The organism is Clostridium senegalense JC122 (assembly GCF_000285575.1).
Classification (GTDB): Bacteria; Bacillota; Clostridia; order Clostridiales; family Clostridiaceae; genus Clostridium_J; species Clostridium_J senegalense.
Genome location: NZ_HE611050.1, coordinates 1,436,323 through 1,460,015, shown reverse-complemented (window position 1 = coordinate 1,460,015; position 23,693 = coordinate 1,436,323). Strand labels below are relative to the sequence as shown.

At 26.5% G+C, this 23,693-nt stretch carries 18 protein-coding genes, 2 tRNA genes, 1 pseudogene and 1 riboswitch; of the genes and pseudogenes, 15 read left to right on the top strand and 6 right to left on the bottom strand.

Translation table 11 applies throughout. The features are described 5' to 3' along the window. The first annotated feature begins 134 nt into the window (after positions 1-134). The 6 genes and pseudogenes from recD2 (at position 135) to prfB (ending at position 9,313) form a co-directional block, all read left to right on the top strand. Positions 135-2,348 carry an SF1B family DNA helicase RecD2 gene (gene recD2, locus CSGHG_RS07295; protein ID WP_010293770.1) on the top strand — a complete coding sequence of 738 codons (2,214 nt, stop codon included), beginning with the start codon at positions 135-137 and terminating at the stop codon, positions 2,346-2,348. A gap of 20 nt (positions 2,349-2,368) precedes the next feature. Beyond that, positions 2,369-3,370, top strand: coding sequence for a hypothetical protein (locus CSGHG_RS07290; RefSeq protein WP_010293767.1), 1,002 nt, complete (start codon positions 2,369-2,371; stop codon positions 3,368-3,370). Continuing rightward, a complete protein-coding gene (locus tag CSGHG_RS07285) occupies positions 3,334-4,011 on the top strand; it encodes a ComF family protein (RefSeq protein ID WP_010293765.1) in 678 nt (225 codons plus the stop codon). The genes CSGHG_RS07290 and CSGHG_RS07285 overlap by 37 nt, the downstream gene beginning before the upstream one ends. Positions 4,012-4,571: 560 nt before the next feature. Continuing rightward, positions 4,572-5,096 carry a ribosome hibernation-promoting factor, HPF/YfiA family gene (gene hpf / locus CSGHG_RS07280; RefSeq protein ID WP_010293764.1) on the top strand — a complete coding sequence of 175 codons (525 nt, stop codon included), beginning with the start codon at positions 4,572-4,574 and terminating at the stop codon, positions 5,094-5,096. 297 nt (positions 5,097-5,393) lie between these two features. Then, positions 5,394-7,897, top strand: a pseudogene (gene secA / locus CSGHG_RS20175) (preprotein translocase subunit SecA). A 314-nt stretch (positions 7,898-8,211) separates the two neighbouring features. After that, positions 8,212-9,313 (top strand): peptide chain release factor 2 gene (gene prfB, locus CSGHG_RS07265; protein ID WP_187117215.1). Its coding sequence is split into 2 segments (ribosomal slippage): positions 8,212-8,289 and positions 8,291-9,313, totalling 1,101 coding nucleotides; the frame shifts between segments, so codons are not numbered across the junction. An 18-nt stretch (positions 9,314-9,331) separates the two neighbouring features. Here the strand turns inward: prfB and CSGHG_RS07260 are convergent. Further along, the gene (locus CSGHG_RS07260; protein WP_010293761.1) at positions 9,332-10,675 is read right to left on the bottom strand and encodes a M28 family metallopeptidase; all 1,344 of its coding nucleotides are present in this window, start codon (positions 10,673-10,675) and stop codon (positions 9,332-9,334) included. A 224-nt stretch (positions 10,676-10,899) separates the two neighbouring features. Here CSGHG_RS07260 and CSGHG_RS07255 point away from each other — a divergent pair, with 224 nt between their 5' ends. The 4 genes from CSGHG_RS07255 (at position 10,900) to CSGHG_RS07240 (ending at position 14,841) form a co-directional block, all read left to right on the top strand. After that, on the top strand, positions 10,900-13,062 hold the full coding sequence (locus tag CSGHG_RS07255) for a Tex family protein (RefSeq protein WP_010293760.1): 2,163 nt from the start codon (positions 10,900-10,902) through the stop codon (positions 13,060-13,062). 391 nt (positions 13,063-13,453) lie between these two features. After that, positions 13,454-13,621, top strand: a complete 168-nt coding sequence (locus CSGHG_RS23120) for a hypothetical protein (protein WP_155844741.1) — start codon at positions 13,454-13,456, stop codon at positions 13,619-13,621. A gap of 53 nt (positions 13,622-13,674) precedes the next feature. Further along, positions 13,675-13,983 (top strand): hypothetical protein, encoded by a 309-nt coding sequence (locus CSGHG_RS07245; RefSeq protein ID WP_010293758.1) that lies wholly within the window; start codon positions 13,675-13,677, stop codon positions 13,981-13,983. 63 nt (positions 13,984-14,046) lie between these two features. Further along, positions 14,047-14,161: riboswitch (FMN riboswitch) on the top strand. A 101-nt stretch (positions 14,162-14,262) separates the two neighbouring features. After that, a complete protein-coding gene (locus CSGHG_RS07240) occupies positions 14,263-14,841 on the top strand; it encodes an ECF transporter S component (protein ID WP_010293757.1) in 579 nt (192 codons plus the stop codon). 62 nt (positions 14,842-14,903) lie between these two features. Here CSGHG_RS07240 and rimI read toward each other — a convergent pair whose 3' ends face one another. From rimI to tsaE, 3 genes are read right to left on the bottom strand one after another with little or no spacing between them, the layout of a single operon-like run. Further along, positions 14,904-15,350, bottom strand: a complete 447-nt coding sequence (gene rimI, locus CSGHG_RS07235; RefSeq protein ID WP_010293756.1) for a ribosomal protein S18-alanine N-acetyltransferase — start codon at positions 15,348-15,350, stop codon at positions 14,904-14,906. Continuing rightward, the gene (tsaB, locus tag CSGHG_RS07230; protein WP_010293754.1) at positions 15,343-16,050 is read right to left on the bottom strand and encodes a tRNA (adenosine(37)-N6)-threonylcarbamoyltransferase complex dimerization subunit type 1 TsaB; all 708 of its coding nucleotides are present in this window, start codon (positions 16,048-16,050) and stop codon (positions 15,343-15,345) included. Before tsaB ends, rimI begins: the two co-directional genes overlap by 8 nt. Further along, a complete protein-coding gene (tsaE, locus tag CSGHG_RS07225; protein ID WP_010293753.1) occupies positions 16,047-16,508 on the bottom strand; it encodes a tRNA (adenosine(37)-N6)-threonylcarbamoyltransferase complex ATPase subunit type 1 TsaE in 462 nt (153 codons plus the stop codon). The genes tsaB and tsaE overlap by 4 nt, the downstream gene beginning before the upstream one ends. A 738-nt stretch (positions 16,509-17,246) precedes the next feature. Here tsaE and CSGHG_RS07220 point away from each other — a divergent pair. Further along, positions 17,247-17,867, top strand: coding sequence for a CBS domain-containing protein (locus CSGHG_RS07220; RefSeq protein ID WP_010293752.1), 621 nt, complete (start codon positions 17,247-17,249; stop codon positions 17,865-17,867). Positions 17,868-17,961: 94 nt separating this feature from the next. Beyond that, positions 17,962-18,037: transfer RNA gene (locus CSGHG_RS07215), tRNA-Trp, on the top strand. 108 nt (positions 18,038-18,145) lie between these two features. Here CSGHG_RS07215 and CSGHG_RS07210 read toward each other — a convergent pair. Further along, positions 18,146-19,066, bottom strand: a complete 921-nt coding sequence (locus CSGHG_RS07210; protein WP_010293751.1) for an alpha/beta hydrolase — start codon at positions 19,064-19,066, stop codon at positions 18,146-18,148. 450 nt (positions 19,067-19,516) lie between these two features. Between CSGHG_RS07210 and CSGHG_RS07205 the strand changes: the two genes are divergently transcribed. Continuing rightward, positions 19,517-20,125, top strand: a complete 609-nt coding sequence (locus CSGHG_RS07205; RefSeq protein ID WP_010293750.1) for a GNAT family N-acetyltransferase — start codon at positions 19,517-19,519, stop codon at positions 20,123-20,125. A 250-nt stretch (positions 20,126-20,375) separates the two neighbouring features. Here the strand turns inward: CSGHG_RS07205 and CSGHG_RS07200 are convergent, their stop codons facing one another. Further along, the gene (locus tag CSGHG_RS07200; protein ID WP_010293749.1) at positions 20,376-21,575 is read right to left on the bottom strand and encodes an AI-2E family transporter; all 1,200 of its coding nucleotides are present in this window, start codon (positions 21,573-21,575) and stop codon (positions 20,376-20,378) included. Positions 21,576-21,887: 312 nt separating this feature from the next. Here CSGHG_RS07200 and CSGHG_RS07195 point away from each other — a divergent pair. Both CSGHG_RS07195 and CSGHG_RS07190 read left to right on the top strand, forming a co-directional pair. Beyond that, a tRNA-Trp gene (locus tag CSGHG_RS07195) sits at positions 21,888-21,963 on the top strand. Between the two features lie 139 nt (positions 21,964-22,102). Continuing rightward, positions 22,103-22,909: a DUF5700 domain-containing putative Zn-dependent protease gene (locus tag CSGHG_RS07190; protein ID WP_010293747.1), complete on the top strand. Its 807-nt coding sequence runs from the start codon at positions 22,103-22,105 to the stop codon at positions 22,907-22,909. Positions 22,910-23,693: the final 784 nt, after the last annotated feature.

Below are 23,693 nucleotides of genomic sequence, written 5' to 3'. Positions count from 1 at the left end.
GTGTCTTTTATATTTAGTATGAATAAATATCATGTTTGTTTGAAAGCCTAAACATTTGTCAAGTATATTAATAAATGAGAATAGTATGGCTCTATGATATAATATTCAAAAGAACAATTTTAGGAGAGATTTTTATGTCAGATATAACAGGGATACTAGAGGATATTATTTTTAAAAATGAAGAAAATGGATATACAATAGCTCATCTAAAAGATGGAAAAAAAAGACATACAATAGTTGGTGTAATACCTTACATTAAAGAAGGCGGTCAATATAAAGTTACAGGGGATTGGGTTACACATGAAAAATTTGGTGAGCAAATGAAAGTTATATCTATAGAAGAAATTTTACCAACTAGTAAACTAGGAATAGAAAAATATTTATCAAGTGGGATTATTTCAGGGGTAGGACCTGTTACTGCAAAAAAAATAGTAGATCATTTTGGAGAAAAGACGTTAGAAATATTAGATACAGATATAGATAGATTAAAAGAAATTAATGGTATAGGAAAAAAGAAAATAAAATTAATAATGAAATCATATTCGGCACAAATAGAGATTAGAAATATAATGATATTTTTTCAAACTTATGGAATGACTGCTAATCAGTGCATGAAAATTTATAAACGATTTGGAGGCAGTTCTGTAGCTATTGTAAAAGATAATCCATACATATTAACAGAAGAAATAAATGGAATTGGGTTTAAAACGGCAGATAGGATAGCTATGAGTTTAGGTGTGGAAAAAAATTCAATATTTAGAGTAAAAAGTGGAATAAAATATATAATAAATGAATTTTGTTTATTAGGTAACACATATATGCCATTAGAAAAACTTATAAAAAGAGCTATAGATGTTTTACAAGTAGATGAAGAAAATATTGATTTAGCTATAAGAGAAAATATAATTGAAGGTAAAATTAAAGTAGAAAATATAGATGGTGTTCAGTGTGTATTTACTATTCAATATGCTTATGCTGAAATGGGAGTTACAAAGAAACTTGTTCAATTATGCACTACTAAATATGATGAATTAGAGATTAATTATGATGAGGAAATAGAAAACTTTGAAAAAGAGCAGAATATACAGTTAGCTAAATGTCAAAGAGAAGCAATAGAAGGAGCTATGACTAATGGAATAGAGGTTATAACAGGAGGCCCAGGAACAGGGAAAACCACTATAATAAACTGTATAGTAAGTATATTTGAAAAAGCTGGAATGAAGGTTAATATGGCAGCACCAACAGGAAGAGCGGCTAAAAGGATGAGTGAAACTACTTTAAGAGAGGCTAAAACTATACATAGACTTTTAGAGATGGGCGCATCGGAGGAAGAAGAAGAAAGTGAATTATTAACCGACAGAAAGTTAGAGTGTGATGTTTTAATAGTTGATGAAGCATCTATGATAGATATAAATTTAATGAATAGCATGATGAACGCTATATTTACAGGTACAAGGTTAATACTAGTTGGTGATGTTGATCAGTTACCATCTGTAGGACCAGGAAACGTTTTAAGAGATATAATTGAAAGTGGTGTTGTTAAAACAGTAAGGTTAAATGAAATATTTAGACAAGGTAAAGAAAGTATGATAACTGTTAATGCCCATTTAATAAATGATGGTAAGATGCCTATACTAAATTCAAAAGGTAGTGATTTTTACTTTATACAATGTATAGATAGTAAAAATATATTAGAACAAATAATATCTTTAATAAGTATAAGGTTGCCTAAATTTAACACTAACTGGGATAAAATGAAGGATATACAAATATTATCTCCTATGAAAAAAAGTATAGCAGGAGTTGATAATCTAAATAAAGAGTTGCAATTAATCTTAAATCCACCAAGTGCTAATAAACCAGAAAAGGAACTCAAAGAAATGGTTTTTAGAATTGGAGATAAGGTTATGCAGACAAAAAATAATTACAGTTTAAAATGGACTAAAAAAGAAAAGGTTTTTGATGCGGAATGTACAGGGCTTGGAGTATTTAATGGTGATGTTGGATATGTTTATGATATAAATGAAAATAACAATCTAACAGTTATTTTTGAAGATGACAAAGTTGTTGAATATGATGATATGTATTTAGATGAATTGACATTAGCCTATGCTATAACAATCCACAAAAGTCAGGGAAGTGAGTTTCCAGTAGTTATAATGCCAATGTTTATGGGTCCTCCAATGCTTATGAATAGAAATCTTTTATATACTGGAGTTACTAGAGCAAAACAACTAGTCGTTTTAGTTGGAGATAAAAAAACAGTATCTTTTATGAAAGATAATGATAGAACTTTTGAGAGATACTCAGGCTTGAAGTGGAGAATAAGTGAAATATTTGGAGTTTAGTAAGGAGATTTATTTGAAATATGATTAAAGGAAAAGAATACGTTATTAAAGAAGTTTTAAAATATGTAAAAAATAATACCGATATAATAAATGTAATTTCTTATTTTTATAATACAGCCACTATATTTTTAGATGCAATAAATTATTGCATAAGTAATAATAAATCTGTTTTATATATTGTAAATGAAGAAAAAGAAAATATAGAACTCATAAGTTACCTAGAGAATAATGACTATGTATATTTAGATGAAAAAACTGATGAGGATAGTTCTAAGGTGAATTTTTGTGATTATAATAGGGCATTGTATTTAGATAAAAAATATGATTTGGTAATATTTGATGAGCTTGGATATATGCCTTTTCAATCTAAAAAAAATATAAAAAATATATTATCAAAAGCAGTTAAAAGTAGAGGAACAATAATATCATACTCTATTGAACCTATATTTGATAGAGCTTTATCTATATATTTTCCTTTAAATAAATATAATACTCCTCTTATAGAGCCTAGGGTAATTACTACAAAAATAGATATGGAAGAGGACTTGCCACTAGTAGCTTATGAATACATAAGTTGGACAATTGCCACAGAAAAAAAGACAATAATATATGTTCCTAGCAATGATAAAGTTATAAGTGTGTACTTATATATGGATAAATTAAGAGAAAAGCTAACAAAGGATGTATTTTATTTTATAAAAGAGAAGAAGGATAAAAGCTCTATAAAAGCATTTTTAAAAAGTAAAACAGGTATATTAATAACCGATGATTATGATGAATTTCATAATGAAAAACTTACTGATATAAACATAATGGTATTTTTTGCAGATGATAAAAAATTTAATTATAAGAACTTAGTTTATTTGGTTAGTAAAATTGAAAGAGCTAAATCGCTAATGAGAAAAGAAATAATTTTTATTTGTAAAGATGAAAATGAAGATATAGAAAAGGCTAAATCAATAATGAGAAATTTAAATAAGAAAGGTTGGGAAGAGGGATTTATAAGGCTTCAAAATATATAATTAATTGTATATTAGATATTATATATCCTGATAATAATGCATGTGTTATCTGTAAAGATTGTGCATTATCACATAATTTATGTACTAGGTGTAAAAGGGATATAGAGATTATAGATAAACCATTTTATATATATCATAATGGTGAAAAATATAAGTGTTATTCTATAGCAGAACATAAATTAGTAATGAGAGACATTGTTATGAAGCTCAAATATGAAAGTAATTTTACTTGCGGAGAAATATTAGCAAATTATATGAAAAAGTTAATTATACAAAAAAATATAAAAATAGATGTTATAACTTTTGTACCAATTAGTAAAAAAACTTATAATAAAAGAGGGTATAACCAAGCGAAAGTTATTGCGAAAAAATTATCAGAAAAACTTGATATACCTTGTAAACAACTGATAAAAAAAGTTAAAGAAACAAAAGATCAGATAGGTTTAACATCTTGGGAGAGATGGAGAAATGTAGAAGGATGCTTTAAATCAGTTAAAAGCAGTAATAGTAACTTTGAAAATGTTTTACTAATAGATGATGTAGTGACAACAGGAGCAACATTAATAAATTGTAGTAAGGCTTTAAAAGAAAATGGAGTAAAAAAAGTATTTATCTTGACTGGAACGAAAAGTGTAGTATAATATAAAAAGTAAGTTGGGTTTGTGGTTGAAAATCGATGCCAGTCGCAGGCAAAACGATCCACGTAAGTTAAACAAAGTTTTAATGATCATGGTGCGGCTTAGAAGTAAGTCCTGCCGCTATAAAGCGAGAGAGTTAGTAGTGAGAAGTTAACTCTGGGTAGCGAAATCTCCAGCAGGCGAGTGTGGGGGCAAAGACCAGGTCAGCCAATTTATGCAAATAAAGCTAATTGTAACGTAAGTTGCAATTAGCTTTTCTTTGTTTGTTAATAAAAAAATGTATATATAACCAAATAAACAATTAATTTGATAAATTTCATAAATATAAAATAACTCAATTACTCTAATTATATCATAACAACAAGAAAATAGCATATACTAAACAATATAGTAAAGACAAAAAATAATGTGGGAAAAAGTGAATGATTATAATGGTGTCTAAATTTTCAAAAAAATTCATTTGATAAATTAAAAAAATAATATTAAAATATAAATACAAAATAAATTTAATAAATTTAATAAATAAGCATAATGCTTTTGGCTCGAGAAAGGGGTTGTAGTATATGAATGTTAAATCAATGGGAAAAAACATAGAACTTACAAGTGCTTTAAGAGATGTAGTAGATAAGAAATTATCTAAATTAGATAAATATTTCTCTGAAGAAGTAAATGCAAATGCAACCTTAAGTGTTGAAAAGAATAGATGTAAGATAGAAGTTACTATACCGTTCAATGGAGTAAGGCTAAGAGCAGAGGAAAAGCATGAAGATATGTATGCTGCTATAGATTTAGTTTTAGATAAATTGGAAAGTCAAATAAGAAAGCAAAAAACTAAATTACAAAAGAGAAAACAAAATGTGGATTTAAATTTTAATAATATTGATGACTACAAATATGAGGATGAGGAACCTAAAATAGTAAAAACTAAGAAATTTGCAATAAAGCCAATGTCAACAGAAGAAGCTATTTTACAAATGGAACTTTTAGGTCATGACTTCTTTGTATTTACTAACAGTCACACATCAATGGCAAATGTTTTATATAAAAGAAAAGATGGTAATTACGGTTTAATAGAGCAAGAATTTTAATTAATTTAAATATAAAAATGATGCGATTTTTCGCATCATTTTTTTTATGAGAATCATTAACTATAAATACATTTCAAAGAGTGAAAATATCAGTGCTTAAGTTGAATGAATAAAAAATAAGTGGTATAATTTTAAAGTGAAATTTTATACTTATTTTTTAAACAAAGGTGAAATTGAGAAACAATATAATGCGTAAATTTAGAAAGAAAAATTCCAATGATATATAAAAAGATAGTAGTAAATATTTAATTACCTACAGGTACAAAATTTAATGGATGAAAGAGTGAGGAAAAAGGTATGAAACTTTTTAATAAAATTTTTGGATCTTACAGTGAGAGGGAAATAAAACGTATAATGCCAATCGTAAAAAAATAAATGATTTGGAACCAACAATTTCAGCATTGTCAGATGAAGAACTAAAACATAAAACAGAAGAATTTAAGATGAGATTAAAAGATGGGGAAACATTAGACGACTTATTACCAGAGGCTGGTGCAGTTGTAAGAGAAGCATCTAAAAGAGTTCTTGGACTTAGACATTATGATGTTCAATTAATAGGTGGAATTGTACTTCATCAAGGTAGAATTTCAGAGATGAGAACAGGAGAAGGTAAGACATTAGTAGCTACATTACCATCTTACTTAAATGCTTTAACAGGAAAAGGAGTTCATGTAATTACAGTTAATGATTACCTAGCAAAAAGAGATAGAGATGAAATGGGTAAGGTTCATGAATTCTTAGGATTAACAGTAGGTGTTATAATACATGGCCAAAGTCAGACTGAAAAACAAGAACAATATGGTGCAGATATAACTTATGGTACAAACAATGAATTTGGATTTGATTACCTAAGAGATAACATGGTTATATACAAAGAAGAAAAAGTTCAAAGAGGATTAAACTATGTTATAGTGGATGAGGTTGACTCAATATTAATAGATGAGGCTAGAACACCACTTATTATATCTGGTGAAGGAGAGAAATCAACTGAATTTTATAAAGTTGCAGACTTCTTTGTAAAATCACTAAAAGAAGAAGAAGATTATGAAAGAGATGAAAAAGCTAACTCTGTTATTTTAACTGATGAAGGTGTGGAAAAAGCAGAGAAGTACTTCCATTTAGAAAACTATGCAGACCAAGATAATATGGCAATTCAACATCACGTTGTTCAAGCGTTAAAAGCTAACTATATGATGAAAAATGAGAAAGATTATATAGTTAAAGATGGAGAAGTTGTAATAGTTGACAGTTTTACAGGAAGACTTATGGAAGGTAGAAGATATAGTGATGGACTTCACCAAGCTATAGAAGCTAAAGAAGGAGTAAAAGTAGAAAAAGAATCAAAAACTTTAGCTACAATAACATTCCAAAACTACTTTAGAATGTATAAAAAATTAGCTGGTATGACAGGTACTGCATTAACAGAAGAAGGCGAATTTAGAGAAATTTATGGTTTAGACGTTATAGTAATACCAACAAATAAACCAATTAAAAGAATAGATAGACCAGACTCAGTTTATAAAACTGTCCTTGGAAAATATAAAGCAATAGTAGAAGATATAGCAGAAACTAACAAAAAAGGTCAGCCTGTGCTTGTTGGTACTGTAAGTATCGAAAATTCAGAAGTATTATCACATATGCTTAAGAAAAAAGGTGTAAAACATCAAGTATTAAATGCTAAATATCATGAAAAGGAAGCAGAAATAGTTGCTCAAGCAGGTCAAAGTGGAATGGTTACAATAGCAACAAATATGGCTGGTCGTGGTACTGATATAAAATTAGGTGAAGGCGTAATAGAACTTGGTGGATTAAAAATAATTGGTACAGAAAGACATGAATCTAGACGTATAGATAACCAATTAAGAGGTCGTGCTGGTCGTCAAGGTGACCCAGGTGAATCAAGATTCTATATCTCATTAGAAGATGATTTAATGAGAATATTTGGATCAGAAAGATTAGCATCAGTAGTTGAGAAATTAGGATTAACAGATGAGGATGCAATAGAAAGTAAAATGGTTAGTAATGCAATAGAAAGTGCTCAAAAGAAAGTTGAAGGAAATAACTTTGATATAAGAAAAAATGTTGTTAAATATGACGATGTTATGAACAAACAAAGAGAAATTATATACTCTCAAAGAGAGCGTGTTTTAACAGGTGAAGATTTAAAAGAACAAATACAATCTATGATTGAGGATGTAATAACTCAAGCTGTAAATTCTCATATAAGTGGAGTAGAAGATACTTTTGATGAGGAACTTAAAACTCTTATAAGCTATATGGAAGAACTGTTTGTTGAAAAAGGACAATTTACTTTTGAACAATTAGAAAAAGAATCTAATGATGAAATAATTAAGGCTTATTTAGAGTACGCAACTAAAATATATACAGAGAAAGAAGAAACTTTTGGCAATGAGCAAATGAGAGAGATAGAAAGAGTTATTCTTTTAAAAGTTGTTGACTCTAAATGGATGGATCATATAGATAATATGGAACATCTAAAACAAGGTATAGGTTTAAGAGCGTATAAACAACAGGATCCAGCACAAGCATATCAAATGGAAGGTAGTGATATGTTTGATGAAATGATCGAAGTTATAAAAGTAGAAACTGTTAAATATCTATTCCATGTAAGAATTGAAAAAGCTCCAGAAAGAGAAAAGGTGGCTAAAGAAACAGCAACAAATGCTGATGAATCATTAGCAAAACAACCTGTAAGAAAAAAAGTAGAACCTCAAAGAAATGATCCATGTCCATGTGGATCAGGAGCAAAATATAAAAATTGTTGTGGTAGAGGAAAATAAAATAATTTTAAAATTAAGGCATGGTAAGAGAAGGTAATTAATCAGAAATAGATTTTAAGTTGTTCTTTTAACATGCCTTAGGCATATAAAAAATAATAGATTAAATATGGTAGAAATATAGGGAAACAAGCTAGAACTTAAATTTATACATCAACTGTTAACTATTCACTATTAACTCTTAACTAAAATAATCTGTTATTTATTAATAAAATATTAATTTGAGTTTTATTATTTGATATAAGTTTAAAATTTAATTTAAAACCCTATATTTAATTATGCCTTATACCAATAAATTGATGAAAGAAGTGAAAAAGTTGTTATTACATTTAGAAGAAATATCAAATGAAATAAATGTTTTAAAAAAAGATTTACAAGAATTGAGTGTTTCACTTTGACCTTGCTAATTTAAAATTAAAACTTAGTGAATTAGAAATGAAAATGCAGGAGCCAACATTTTGGGATGATGTAAATAAGGCTCAAGAAATTACTCAACAATCTAAAAATATAAATGATAAAATAGAAAAATTCAAATCACTTAATTTAAGAGTAGAGGATTTAGAAATTTTAACAGAGTTGAGTTTAGAGGAAGAAAATGATGAATCTTATAAAGAGATAAAAAAAGAATTAAAAGAGCTTAGAGTTATAATTGATGATTTAAAAGTAGAAACTCTTTTAAACGGAGAATACGATAGAAATAATGCTATAGTAACCCTTCATACTGGTGCTGGAGGAAATGATGCACAAGATTGGACTGAAATGCTTTATAGGATGTATACAAGATATTGTGAGAGTAAAGGCTTTAAAATAGAAGTGATAGATTATATACCAGCAGATGAAGCTGGGATAAAAGGTGTAACATTAAAAGTAACTGGTGAATATGCCTATGGTTATTTAAAAGCAGAAAAAGGAGTTCATAGATTAGTAAGAATATCTCCTTTTAATGCAAATGGCAAAAGACAAACATCTTTTGCTGGCTGTGAAGTATTACCAGAACTTACAGAAAGTCAAGATATAGATATAAAATCTGATGACTTGAAAATTGATACATTTAGGGCTAGTGGCGCTGGTGGTCAGCATGTAAATAAAACAGAATCGGCTATAAGAATAACTCATATACCAACTGGCATAGTTGTTCAATGCCAAAGTGAGAGAAGTCAGCATACCAATAAGGACTATGCTCTTAAAATGTTAAAATCAAAATTAGTTGATTTAAAAGAACAGGCACATAAAGAAAAAATAGAGGATTTAGCTGGTGAAATAAAAGATAATGGTTGGGGCAGTCAGATAAGATCCTACGTATTTCATCCATATAGTCTAGTTAAAGACCATAGAACAGGAACGGAAACTGCCAATGTGGATTCTGTTATGGATGGTAATATAGAAGAATTTATTACAGAGTATTTAAAAACTTTATAATTAAAAAAAGTATGCAAATTAGCATACTTTTTTATTTTTATTTTTTAAAACAAAAATAGTAATTAAAGTAGTAGAAGTACACAAAGATGATATGAAAATTATAGTATTATATTTAATAAAAGGATTACTAAAATAATTACCACAAAGTTCTTTTGAAATAACAGAAAAGGCTCTGTCAATAGCTTTTTTATTAATAAACTCTACTTTATCATTTGGTGTATGAATCCTAGATAAATCATTATCTATAAATGTTACTGCACTAACATCATTTTTCCTAAAAATCATATGATCACTAGAATCTTCAAAGATATAATTGAAATACACATTTTTATCTTCAAGAATTTGAGACAAACCATGGATTAAGGTAGTATCTTTAGTATCTTCTTTACCACCCATTACACATAAAGGGATACCATCAAAACTTCCAATCATATCAAAATTATATACAGTACTATTTTTTAATTGATTTTTATTGTTATTAAAAAAGTAAGTAGAACCTACACATCCAAACTCTTCTCCATTAAAAGCTGCGAAAATAATATCTCTAGAAGGTGTTCCCAAAGATTTTATGTAATTGGCAAGCTCTAATACAAAAGAAGAACCAGAAGCATTGTCTAAAGCTCCATAATATACATTTCCAATAGAATCTGTTCCAACATGGTCAAAATGACAAGAAATTACTATAGGATCTATAGAAGAATTTTTTCCTTTAATACAACCAAGAACATTATTTACAGTGGTATCTGAATTAGAAAATGGAATTTTAGCGTTAACAATACTACCATTCTCAATAGCTGTAATTAATTTGTTTAAACCGTCTTTAGTCATATAAATGGATAGACCATAATTAAAATTACTTAAAAAAGAACTTCTAAAAGAAAAGGATTCATCATTTATAGCATAAAAGAGAACATAATCCTCTTTATGTTTAACAAGTAAATAGGAATCAGTCTTTTGAGCTACATCTGATGATGAAAAGGTAATATCATTTATTCTAAAATTAGTTCCATCATCTTTATAATCTACACCATAATTAAAACTTTCTATTATATTTTTACTATTAGAATCTATAATGTTTAGTTCAGGATTAAAATTTAATTTTTTAGGATATTGAATAGAAAAACTTTCAGTATAAGAATCTTTATAAGGTAGTAGACCTAAATTTTTAAAATTATCTAATATATAGGTTTCTGCTAATTTATTTTCTGTAGTTCCACAAAGTCGTCCTTTTAATGTGTCACTTGCAAGATAATTTATATGCTCTACAACTCGCTTAGAAGAAAAATTATTTATCTTAAAATAGAATGTAATTGATAATGCTGTTATAAATATTGATATAACAGTCAAACTTATAAGTAACATATTTTTTTGTTTTTAAAAATCACTGACATAACAATCTCCTTAAAAATATAAAATTATTTAATTTGCAAAGGATTTTATGGTAGAATTATTATGGAAACTTAAGGAAACAATTTCATAATAAAATAATATGCGTTAAAAATGTAAATATGATATGGAATAACAAGTTGAAAAGTTAAATTAAACATAAAATTTAATTTGTAATCTACTATTTATAGGAGGATAAAATGGATAATATAAAAAATAGATTAATGAAAGAATTTGCACTTTCAAAGGAACAAGTAAATAATGTAATTGAAATGTTAGATGAAGGAAATACAGTGCCTTTTATAGCTAGATATAGAAAAGAAAGAACTGGTGGAATTGATGATATAGTTTTAAGAAATTTTTCTGAGAGATTAACTTATCTTAGAAACCTTGAAGATAGAAAAACAGATGTTATAAGACTTATAGATGAACAAGGAAAACTTACAGAAGAAATTAAGACATCTCTTGAAAAAGCTACAACTTTAACAGAAATAGAAGACATATATAGACCTTATAAACCTAAAAAAAGAACAAGGGCAACAATAGCGGTAGAGAAAGGATTAACACCACTAGCAGAAGTACTATTTGATGGAAGTTTCAATAGTGATATAAATGAATATGCATCACAGTTCTTAAATGAAGAAAAAGGAGTAAAATCTATTGACGAAGCATTCCAAGGTGCAATGGATATTATAAGTGAAAAAATATCTGATGAAGCAGAATACAGAAAGTATATAAGAACATTAGTTTTCAAAGAAGGTTATATAGAAACTAAAGGTGAGTCAAAAGAACCTACACCATACGAGATGTATTATGATTATAAGGAAGAGGTTAAGAAAATACCATCTCATAGAATTTTAGCTATAAATAGAGGCGAAAAAGAAAAAATTCTTTCAGTTAAAATTACTTGCGATGTAGATAAAATAATTGCTTATTTGAAAAATAAAACATTGAAGGGAAATAGCAGAACAGATTCGTATATAGAAAAATCTGTAGAAGATAGTTTAAAAAGATTAATTTATCCATCAATAGAAAGAGAAATAAGAGGAGATTTAACAGATAAAGGAGAAGTAGGTGCTATTGATATATTTAAAGCAAACCTAAAGGCATTGTTAATGATATCACCTATAAAAGGTAAAACTGTAATGGGGTTTGACCCAGGGTTTAGAACTGGTTGCAAAATTGCCATATTAGACGAAACAGGAAAGTTTTTAGAAAATACAGCAGTTTTTGCTACAGCAGGTAGCAAAGAAAAGGTTAAAGAATCTATAAATACATTAAAGAACTTATGCATAAAACATGATGTAGATGTTATTTCTTTAGGTAATGGAACAGCTAGTAGAGAATCAGAAGAAGTTTTAGCAGAAGTAATAAAGGCTGTTAAATCAGAAATAGGAAAAGATATATATTATGTTGTAGTTTCAGAAGCAGGAGCTTCGGTTTACTCAGCATCCAAGCTTGCAACAGAAGAATATCCAGATTTAGATGTAACTGTTAGAGGTGCTATATCTATAGGAAGAAGATTACAAGACCCTTTAGCTGAACTTGTTAAAATAGATCCTAAATCAATAGGGGTAGGCCAATATCAACATGATGTTACTCCTAAAAAGTTGGATGAGTCATTAAAAGGAGTAGTAGAAGATTGTGTAAATAATGTAGGAGTAGATTTAAATGTAGCTACACCATCATTATTATCATATATATCAGGAATTAATGGAACTATAGCTAAAAATATAGTTTTATATAGAGAGGAAAATGGTAAATTTACAACTAGAAAAGAACTCTTAAAAGTAAAAAGGTTAGGAGCTAAAGCTTTTGAACAATGTGCAGGGTTTTTAAGGGTTATGGAAAGCAATGAACCATTAGACAATACTTCAGTCCACCCTGAAAGTTATAATGCATGTAAAAAACTTTTAGATATATTAAATTACTCTAAGGAAGATATAAAAAAAGGTAATTTATTAGATATAGACTCTAAAGTAAAAGACTTAGGTGAAGTTAAATTAGCAGAGGAAATAGGAGTTGGAGTTCCAACATTACAAGATATAATAAAAGAAATAAAGAAACCAGGAAGAGATCCAAGAGAAGAACTACCAAAACCTATATTTAAAAGTGGTATAGTAGAAATGAGCGATTTAAAACCAGGAATGCTTTTAATGGGAACAGTTAGGAATGTATCAGATTTTGGTGCTTTTGTAGATATAGGTGTTCATCAAGATGGATTAGTTCATATAAGTCAATTAAGTGATAAGTTTGTAAAGCATCCATTAGATGTTGTAAAAGTAGGAGACATTGTAGAAGTTAGTATTTTGGAAGTAGATGAGAAAAGAAAAAGAATTTCACTTTCTATGAAAAAAAGCTAATTTCAAATTTAAAGATAGGCATATAAATATGTCTATTTTTATTTTATTTATAAGAAATTTTAATTGATTAAGGTATAAATTAATTTATATCTTTCAATAATTATATGAAAATTATAAATATAATTAAAAATAAAATATATGCAACAAAATAAAACATTGATTAATATTGAGGGAAGTAGGGTAAAATAAAGAAGAATGTCTAAAAATGATATAAAATGCAGAAATAAAACAGAATTTAATTATTGATTTTTGCATTAAATAGCTGTATTTTTATAATGTTTTAAAAAAATATTAGATTTTATAAATTAAGTTTAAAAAATAATTTATTAGTAAAAAACAAATAAATTTTAGATTTATACAGTTATTATATTTTTATTGGGAGAGAGATAATATGGAAAAGTACTTATTTGCTGGAATTTGCCATAATATAATCATATGTAAGCCAGATTTAGAAATACATAATATAGACTTAAACAAAATACAAATGGATTTAGATAAAAAAGTTGATTTAGCTTTTTATGAAAAAAAGAATCCAGTAAAGTCATATTATATACATTAAAAGAAGATATTTTACTTGAAGGGTTTAAAGACTTTATTGAATCTCAGTTAAAGATGTACAATTTAAATGATGATGAGAATAAAGAAATATTATTAAAACTGCAATCAGCAGAAGATGCTAATGACATAGTAAATATGGCTAAAAACAATGAATGCAGAGAAATAAGTTATGAAAGTGCTTTAGAACATTTATATTTAGAAGGTGGCAGGGATATTAGAATATGCTATGAGTGTATAGCATTTTTAAAAGAAGCATTTAGCACTGAAGTAAATAAAAATTTTCCTGAGTATATAGAAAATCTTATAAAAAAATCTGCACGATACAATCAAATATCTGGAACTATTAGAGTTTTTGTTGAGTAAACAACATTATATTGTTTTTTTTGAAAAATTAATATATAATTAATTTAAAGAAATAAACAATTTAATACTCTTCAGGGCGGGGCGCAATTCCCCACCGGCGGTAAAGCCCGCGAGCCTTATGGCATGATTCGGTTAAATTCCGAAGCCGACAGTACAGTCTGGATGAAAGAAGATTAATATATGCGTTACTATAAGTATGGTTATGTCGCCCTAACATTTATGTTAGGGTTTTTTATGCTATATTAATTCCTAGAAGTGTATAGTAGGAGGTATTTTAATATGAATAACCAAAAAAGATTGAACAAAATGATTAAAATTTCATTACTATCTGCTATCGCATTTATACTTATGTATGTGGAAATTCCGGTGATACCTGCATTCCCATGGTTAAGAATGGATTTAAGTGATGTTCCAGCGCTTATGGGTGCGTTTGCTTTTGGTCCTTTAATTGGAGTAATAATAGAATTATTTAAAAATATTTTAATAATATTGTTTAAAGGAACAGCAACAGGTTTAGTTGGTGAATTAGCAAACTTTTTAGTAGGAATTTCATTAGTATTACCAGCATCAATTGTTTATCACCGAAAGAAAAGCAAAAAAACTGCTATTATAGGAATGATATTAGGATTTTTATCTATAGAAGTAGTTGCTATACTAGTAAATATGTATATATTATTACCGGCTTTTGGAATGCATATGGCAGGAAAAGAATTAATTAATTATATAGTATTTGGATTAATACCTTTTAATGGAGTAAAAGCAATAATAGTTTCATTTACAACATTTTTATTATATAAAAGGTTATCTGTTACATTGTTTAAGGTAGAACCAATGCTTGGAGGACCTAAAAAAGTTTAATTATAGATATAAAAGCAGATTGAAAATCTAATCAATCTGCTTTTTATAATATTATAAAATTATTATATATCATATTTCCACATTATATAGCCGTCTTCTTTAGGATTATCATAATAATTTTTCCTAATTCCTTCAACTTTAAAGCCATATCCTTCATATAATTTTTGTGCGGCAATATTTGAAGCACGGACTTCTAAAGTCATAGAATTGGCTCCAGCATTTTTACATTTTTCTAAAAGTGCATCCATAATAATATGGCTATAACCTAAACCTCTATAGTTAGGATGAATAGCTATATTAGTTATATGGGCTTCATCAAAAATAACCCATGCACCTGCAAAACCTATATGTTTATCCTGTAGTTTTAAAACTACATAATTAGCATAGGTGTTAGAAAGTTCTTTTTTTATAGATTCTAAACTCCAAGGGCTATGAAAACTTAATTTAGAAATTTCTTCTATACCAAAAATATTATTTTCATTAATATTTTCAACTGATAAATTATCCATTGTTTTTCATGCGCTCCTCATATTCACGTTCAGCTTGAGAAAGTCTTAAATAAAGCGGTGCTGAAGTATATATATCATCGGTTATTCCTTTATTAAGAAGGTTTAATCCTACCTCACCTAAAGAAGAAGCTTTTGCAACATTTAAATGACATGGTGCAATATAACAATTTGAAATAGAACTTAATAATTGATTTTGATATTTAAAAGTTCCATCACCTATAAAATAAACTTTTTTATTTTTCTCTTTAATCTTTTGTATAAGATCTTCTATAGATAAAATCATTGGCTCTGTCAAAGCCTTTAGATTATTATTTTCAAAATTATAAAGAGCAGTATATACGTTGCCACGTAACGCATCCATTATAGGACATATAAGTCCATCAGCAAAATATAAATTATTTGCAAGTCCATCTAAAGTTGAAACAGATACAAAAGGTTTATTTAAAGCTTGTGCTAATCCTTTTATTGTAGACATTCCAACTCTAAGACCAGTAAATGATCCAGGTCCTTTAGAAACAACAAATCCATCAACATCATTTAATGTTAAATTTGTGTTTTTAAAAAGTTGATCAATCATCGGCATAAGAATTGATGAATGCTGTTTCTTATTATTAATATTAATTTCACCAATTATTGCATCATTTTTTAGTAATGCTGCTGTAGCGCATTCTGTTGCACAATCTAAGCTAAGAATTATCATAGTGTTAACTCCTTTATATAATCATATCTTTTACCTTGATATCTAATAGTTACTTTTCTAAATGAAGATCCTAATTGAGGTACTTTTTCAAGTAATATAGTTAAGTTGTCTTGAGGAATTAATTCTTCAATGTAGTTAGCCCATTCTATAACACTAACGCCATCTCCAAATATATACTCATCAAAGCCAATAGCAGCTATTTCATCAGGATCGTTTACTCTATAAACATCGAAATGATAAAATTTTAATCTTCCATCGTCATATTCGTTAACAATGTTAAAGGTGGGACTAGTTATACTTTCATTTATTTCAAGACCTAGGGCAATTCCTTTAGTTAAATGAGTCTTTCCAGTTCCTAAATCACCAATAAGGCAAATAATGTCCCCACTATTGCAAAGCTTGCCAATTTGAATACCGAGTTTTTGAGTTTCTTCTACAGTATTAACGATAAATTCCATTACGTTCACCTCATATAATATTTTAGCCCAAAAATAATAAAAAGAAAAGAAAATACACAAACTCTTAATTTTTTGTTATTTTTACAATATATAAAATTTGTATATATTATATTTATAAAGTAATAAAGTAAAAATGTTACAGAATAAGTTTATTTAAATATATATTTTAGTAAAGATTTTAGGCTGATTAACATAAGCTAAATAGAGCGATAAATTTAAAACAACAATAAACACTTAATATTTATATAATTTAGAAAATAATGTATAATTAAATAATATATAATATTTTGGATAAAATATAAAAAATAATACTAGAAATATGAAGGTACTATTAAAAAGTGTTATTAATATAAATTTAAACTATAAGGTAGTATTTTATACAATAATTAATGAAAGAATATTAAGAAAATATAATTGATTACGAAAATTACCATAACTATCCATTATACATGGTTTCAACTAACTTAAAAATAAAAAATATGTTTAGTATTATTAGGATTATAGTGAGTAATAATTACCATAACTCTTAACTAAAATAATTAGAAAATTTGCATTCTTATAGTGAAACAAGCTCGCATTCAAATTTATTTTTGAAATGAAAAAGCTTTTGTCTAAACATACTGTTACACTTAAGCTATTTACGAGTGAGTATTCACTTTAGGGGTATTCAAAACCTATAAAATAAGATTTTGAAGCCTTATAAAAACTAAAAATAAAATAGTGATAGGGAGGAAAAAAATGTTTGTAAGTAACTTGATGTTAACCAGAGATAAGTTAATAACGGCTTTACCTAAAATGACTATAGGTGAAGCGTTGGAACTTATGGAAAAACACGGATTTCTATCAATTCCAGTAGCAGAAGGGGATAAATTTCTAGGTGTCATATCAAAAGAGAAAATCTATACTTATTATTATGAAAAAAGTGTAGAAAGAGAATGTCTTTTATCAGATTTTTTAGTGGAAAATGTAATGAGAACTGATGTTCCAGTTATAAAACCATTGGAACAAGTTGAAGAAGCAGCATATTTTTTAGAAACAAAAAATGTTTCTTTTTTAGCGGTAGTAGACAATAGAGAAGTATTTAAAGGCATAGTAACTCATTATGGAATATTTCATCAATTCACAGAATTGTTTGGTTTAAATAAGGGTAATCGTTTAGCTGTAATAGCTCATGACATTCCAGGTCAAATATCAAAATTATCTAAAATAATAACAGAAAACAAAGGTGACATAATGAGTTTTGTAGTAGTTGACCCTAAGAGCAAAACAGAAGTTAAAGAAATTGTAGTAAGACTAAAAACAGATAATTTTGATGAGATATTATCAAAGGTTAAGTCAGCTGGGTTTAAAATTTTATAGTTTAAACAAAATCATACCTAAATTTTAGGTATGATTTTATTTTGAAAGTATATTGACAAAACAATAAATATTATGCTAAAATATTTATTGTTATAGGGGTATAGCTCAATTGGTAGAGTAGCGGTCTCCAAAACCGTTGGTTCCGGGTTCAAGTCCTCGTGCCCCTGCCATGAAATCAGTAGCAAAGCTACTGATTTTTTTTATGGAGAAAAATAAATAAAATTTAACTATAAAACATTAGTCACTTACTTCATTTTAAAAATTTTAAAGTTATAATTCTATAAGATAGCATTTAAAAATTTTAGTACATCCGAATGAACATCATCTTTATTTATTTCATTTAAAAGCTCATGTCTTGCACCAGGATATAAAATCATATCTACAGAATTTATCCCATGATTTATTAAACTCTTTTGTAATTTTTCAACACCCTTTCCCATAAGCCCAACAGGATCATCACTTCCACTTATAAGTAATATAGGTAAAGATTTAGGAATCATAGATAAATTATCACTTTTATGATTATGTTTTAATCCCTTTAATAAGTAATAAAAATATGAGTTGGAATGTATGGCTCCACATAAAGGGTCATCTATATATTTATCAACTTCTTCTTTATTTCTAGTAAGCCAATCAAAATTTGTTCTTATAGGTTTAAATTTATTATTAAAATTACCAAAACTTAACTTATCCATAAATTTAGCAGGGGTTTTCTCACCATGTTTTTTCATTTGATGTTTAGCTAATTTTTCTGCAAAAGAAAATAATAGTTTTTGATTCCCATTACTTCCACACAAGATTAAGCCATTCAATTCTTTTCCGAAAATCTCAGAATATCTAAGAGATAAAAAAGAACCCATACTATGGCCAAAAAGAAATATAGGAAGATTAGGATTTTCTTTTTTTATTAAATTAGTTACATCCTTTAAATTATCTACCATTAACTGAAAAGCATCACCTTTCCCCATATAACCTAAACTATTAGGACTAGTTTTACCATGGCCACGATGGTCATTTGCATAAACAATAAATCCATTATCATTTAAAAACTTAGCAAAATTATTATATCTAAGTCCATGTTCTGCCATACCATGAGAAATTTGAACTATTCCTTTAGGAGAAGAAACATCACAGTCCCATTTATAAATATGAATATTTTTATCTTTTTTATCCTTTATAAAAAATGTACTTAAAGTCATAATATCAATCCTTTCTATAGTTTTAATACTAATAATTTTATGATCAATTATATTAGAATAAACCAATTATCTCAATAGATAGATATATATACAACTAGTTAATTAAATTTTTATATTAATAAAATTTTTAAGTGTATAAATTAAAGCTATAACGTGCACCCTATATAATATACCAAAATATATTAAATTTAATAATCATAGGTAAATAAAAAGTATATTAAAACTAATTATATAGTATAAAACTACACATAATATAATAAAGTTTACAAAAAGTTAGTTTAAAAAATCAGAAAATTTGATATAATATAAATATAGAAAAAATTATACAAAATTTATGATGTAAGCGTTTTTTTGTAGTACATAAATAAAGTTTATAACATATAATACATAAAGTTTACCGCTGATTAGAATACAGAATTAATCATTTAGTATAGGCGAGGGGGAAGTGTTATGCCTGACAATTTGATAGACTATAAGGACTTTAGAGAAAGGTGTTTTTCAATATTTCCAACTATGGAAACTGAAAGATTTCTATTGCTAAAATGTGATAAGGCCTATGAAAAAGATTATGAGAGTTTATTATCAGATGATGAAGTTATGAAATACTCAGGAACTGAAATTTTTGATTTAAAAAAACAAATAAAATTATATTTGGAGCATTTAATAAATGATTATAACAATAAAAAAGGTATACATTGGGTAATCATTGATAAACTTCATTATAAATTTATAGGAGAAATAGGAATATATAATTTAGATTTGTATTCTAATAGATGTGAAATAGGATATACCATATTAAAAAAATACTGGAGAAACAAGATAGCTACTGAATGTATAAAAAGGGTTTTAAAATTTGCATTTAAAGAACTATATATGCATAAAGTTGTAGCAATCATAGATATTAACAATGATCCATCTATTAAATTAGTAGAATCATTAGGCTTTAAAGAAGAAGGAATGCTTAAAGAACATTATTATAACTACAAAGAAAAAAGTTATATAAATGTTGAACTTTGGGCTATGATAAGAAAAGAAGAACTTTATAGCAAAGTAATGTAATAAAAAAGAGATTTAAAAATAATTTATTTTTAAATCTCTTTTTTATTTAGTATAAACAATAAAGAAAATTTAATTTCTACAGCTATAGGTTTATACATTGTAAAAAAATTTAAAAAGTAAAATAATAGACTTTATATACAATGAGATTATAAAGAATACACAGAAGTTTTTAAAAAATCTATAAAATAAAATTTCAAGCTTATACAAAAATAACAGATTAAAATATATATCTTAATCTGTTATCTTTAAATTAATTACTAGAATTGTCATCTTTTCTATTTGAAGAAGATTTAATGCTAGAACTTTTTTTAACTTTTATATGACTAATATCAACTTTATAATTATCAATGGCGTCAACTAACTTAGGGTTTTTACTGGTATATTTATTTAAATATCGTTCATAATAAATTTTTAAAGCTCCGGCTATAGGAATAGCTATAAGCATACCTATCATTCCATAAAGCTTTCCACCAACACTAAGTGCAAGTAAACAAGCTACAGGGTTTATACCAATACTATTAGATGACATTTTAGGTCCAAGCCAATTTCCATCAATTTGTTGTAACACAAACAGCCAAATTAAAACTATTAAAGCAGTCATTGGATTGAAGAATATGTTTAGTACTACACCAAACACTATACCAACAAAAGGTCCAAAGTAAGGTACCATATTAGTTATACCAAATACCACTGAAATTAAAACTATATATTGAGATTTTATAAATATAAGACCTATAAAACAAGCTATTCCAACTATAGTAGATTCTACTGCTCTGACCCATAAATAAGTACCTAACATATAATTCACAGCGTGGAAAAATTCTAAAAGTTTTTTGCCTAATCTTTCTCTAAAAATTATAAACAACCATTTTCTTGAAGACTTAACAAATGTTTCTTTATAAAATAAATAATAAACAGCTATAATCAATGCAAATACCCAATTAACTATAGATAAAGTAACAGTTACTAATGATGCTAAAGCTGTATTAAAGAAAGTTGTAGACCAATTACCAAGGTTTTCTAATATATTAATTTTATTTGCAATTTCCATTGTGAGTTCACTATTTATAGCATTATTAAACCATTTTTCTGAAACTCTAACCATCTCAGGTATAGAGTTAATAAGAGTTGTAATATTAGAAACTATTCCTGGAATTAGGTAAATTGCACAAAGTACTAAAACAAGGGTTACAAGAATCAAAGTAGAAAGTAAACTTAGTCCTCGTGATAAATTAAGTTTATTCTCAAAGACTTTCATTATAGGATTAAGCACATAAGCAATTATTGCAGCCAATATAAATGGCCAAAGTATGCCTAATAATAAATCATATAAGTTAAACAATATATAATAATTATCTATAATTTTAACGCCTATGTATGCACATAAAATAAGCAATAATATATAAAGATTAGCATTAAATTTTTCTTTTAAATCTTTAAATTTGTTCAAAATCAACCCACCTTTAAATTTTTTCGAATATTAAAAACTTTAATTATAATTAAAGTTGATTACAATTATATCATCAATGTAATTAAAGTTGAAATTATAAGAAATATTAATTTGAATTAAATGTACATATAGCTACTTAAAACTATTTTGTATGTAAAACTTAATATTTATACCAATTTATATTTAAATTTATATTTCTTATCTAAAACTATAATAATACAAAAGGGAGTTTTATTCTATACAAAAATAAATTTACTTAATATTGACATAATCTATACAAAATGTTAATATAACAAATGTGCTAATTAATATAGGGGTATAGCTCAATTGGTAGAGTAGCGGTCTCCAAAACCGTTGGTTCCGGGTTCAAGTCCTCGTGCCCCTGCCATAAAAATCAGTAGTTTTTACTACTGATTTTTTTTATTTACTAAAAATTAAAATTAATAGTAAAAGTAGATTAAATTCTTATAAATTAGATATGTTATAATACTGGTAGTAAATTTTATTCACAAATATGGGGGGGTTATATGAAAATTAGCATAAGGTACAAAACAATTCCTAAAATGATTGACATATGTAAAAAACATAAGGCTTCGAAATTAGATAGAGTAGAGTTAGAAAATTTATTAGAGCATGAAGATTATAAGGTAGAATTTGATAGGTATAATAATATAGGTGGACCTCGTGGTGGATTTACAAAAGAAGAATATATAGATTTTTTTATGAATTTTTTTAAATTAAATTTTAAAGAAATTAAAAATGAAAGATTAAAATTAAGATATGAAGATTTAAAATACTTTTTTGATAACTTAGATTTTTATGAATCACAGTTAGAAAAAATATATGATTTGGATGAGAAATATGTTTTAGAAGCATTAGAGTATACATTTAAAGGTTTACCAGAAAGCGTAAAATTTGAAAGTTTAGATTTTATTTTTTCTGTAGGATTAGGTAATTCTGGTGGATGGTTTTATAACAATTGTTCTCATTTTGATATAATTCAATATTTAAAAAATTTTGATTTAGAAAATATTAAACATATTATTGCTCATGAAATACATCATGTTGGATTTAATATGTTTGTTGATAAATTAGGAATAGAAGAAAATTTACCAAATGAAGAAATATTATTTTTATTTTTAGCTTTTGAAGGATTAGCTGTTAAATATTGTAATAATGGAGAGGAAATTTTAACAAAGGGAATTTATGGAAATGAAACTAAAAATATTGGTTTAGATAAAGTTACATGGAATTATTTAAATAGTAATTTTAATAGTATTTTTGATGAATTTAAAAGCCAGTTAGATAAAATTAAAAAAATGAAATTGATATAAATGAATGTATTTCACAATATTGGTTTTCACTGTATACGTCAGAGCAAAACAAATTAGAATTACCTAAACTTAAACATTCAAGAAATTATTCATTAGGAAATGATTTATGGGGAGTAATACATGATGTATATGGAAAAGATAAAGTGTTTGAAGTTATACAAAATCTTAGTAAGTTTCCAGAAGTTTTAAATTCTGCTTTAATAGAAATTGGTAAAGGTAATTTAAAAATATAATTATGTTTGTTATACAAAAAATAATTGCAAATTTAATATATTAAAATCAGTAGTTTTTACTACTGATTTTTTATGCAAAAAAAATATAACAAAAAGAAAATAAATGTAGAATTTTATTTTCGCTTTTGCTATAATCAAAAGTAATGATTTTTATTAATATTTAATGGCATTTAAATGTTATATGGTTTATTTAAATTCTACGTACAGATTTAGACATAGAATTTAAATTGTAGACTAAAAGGAGTCAGATAAAACAATATTTATTTTAAAAATCAAAAATGTCTTAAAACTAAATATATTACATATGCTATATATAACTAAGACTATGGATTTTAAATAAATTTAAGTTTAAATTTTACAAGTAAATTTTAATTTTACAAGTAAGTTTTATTTTTTATAATAGGTATATTTACTAATATGGAAAAATTGTTGCAAAACAATAAACCAATTATTAAAAATAGATACGAGAAGGGGTTAATTATGTTAGGTTAACACTTTAGAATTTATTCTAAATTTATAAATTAGTTCATAATCAATTTATATTAGCTAAT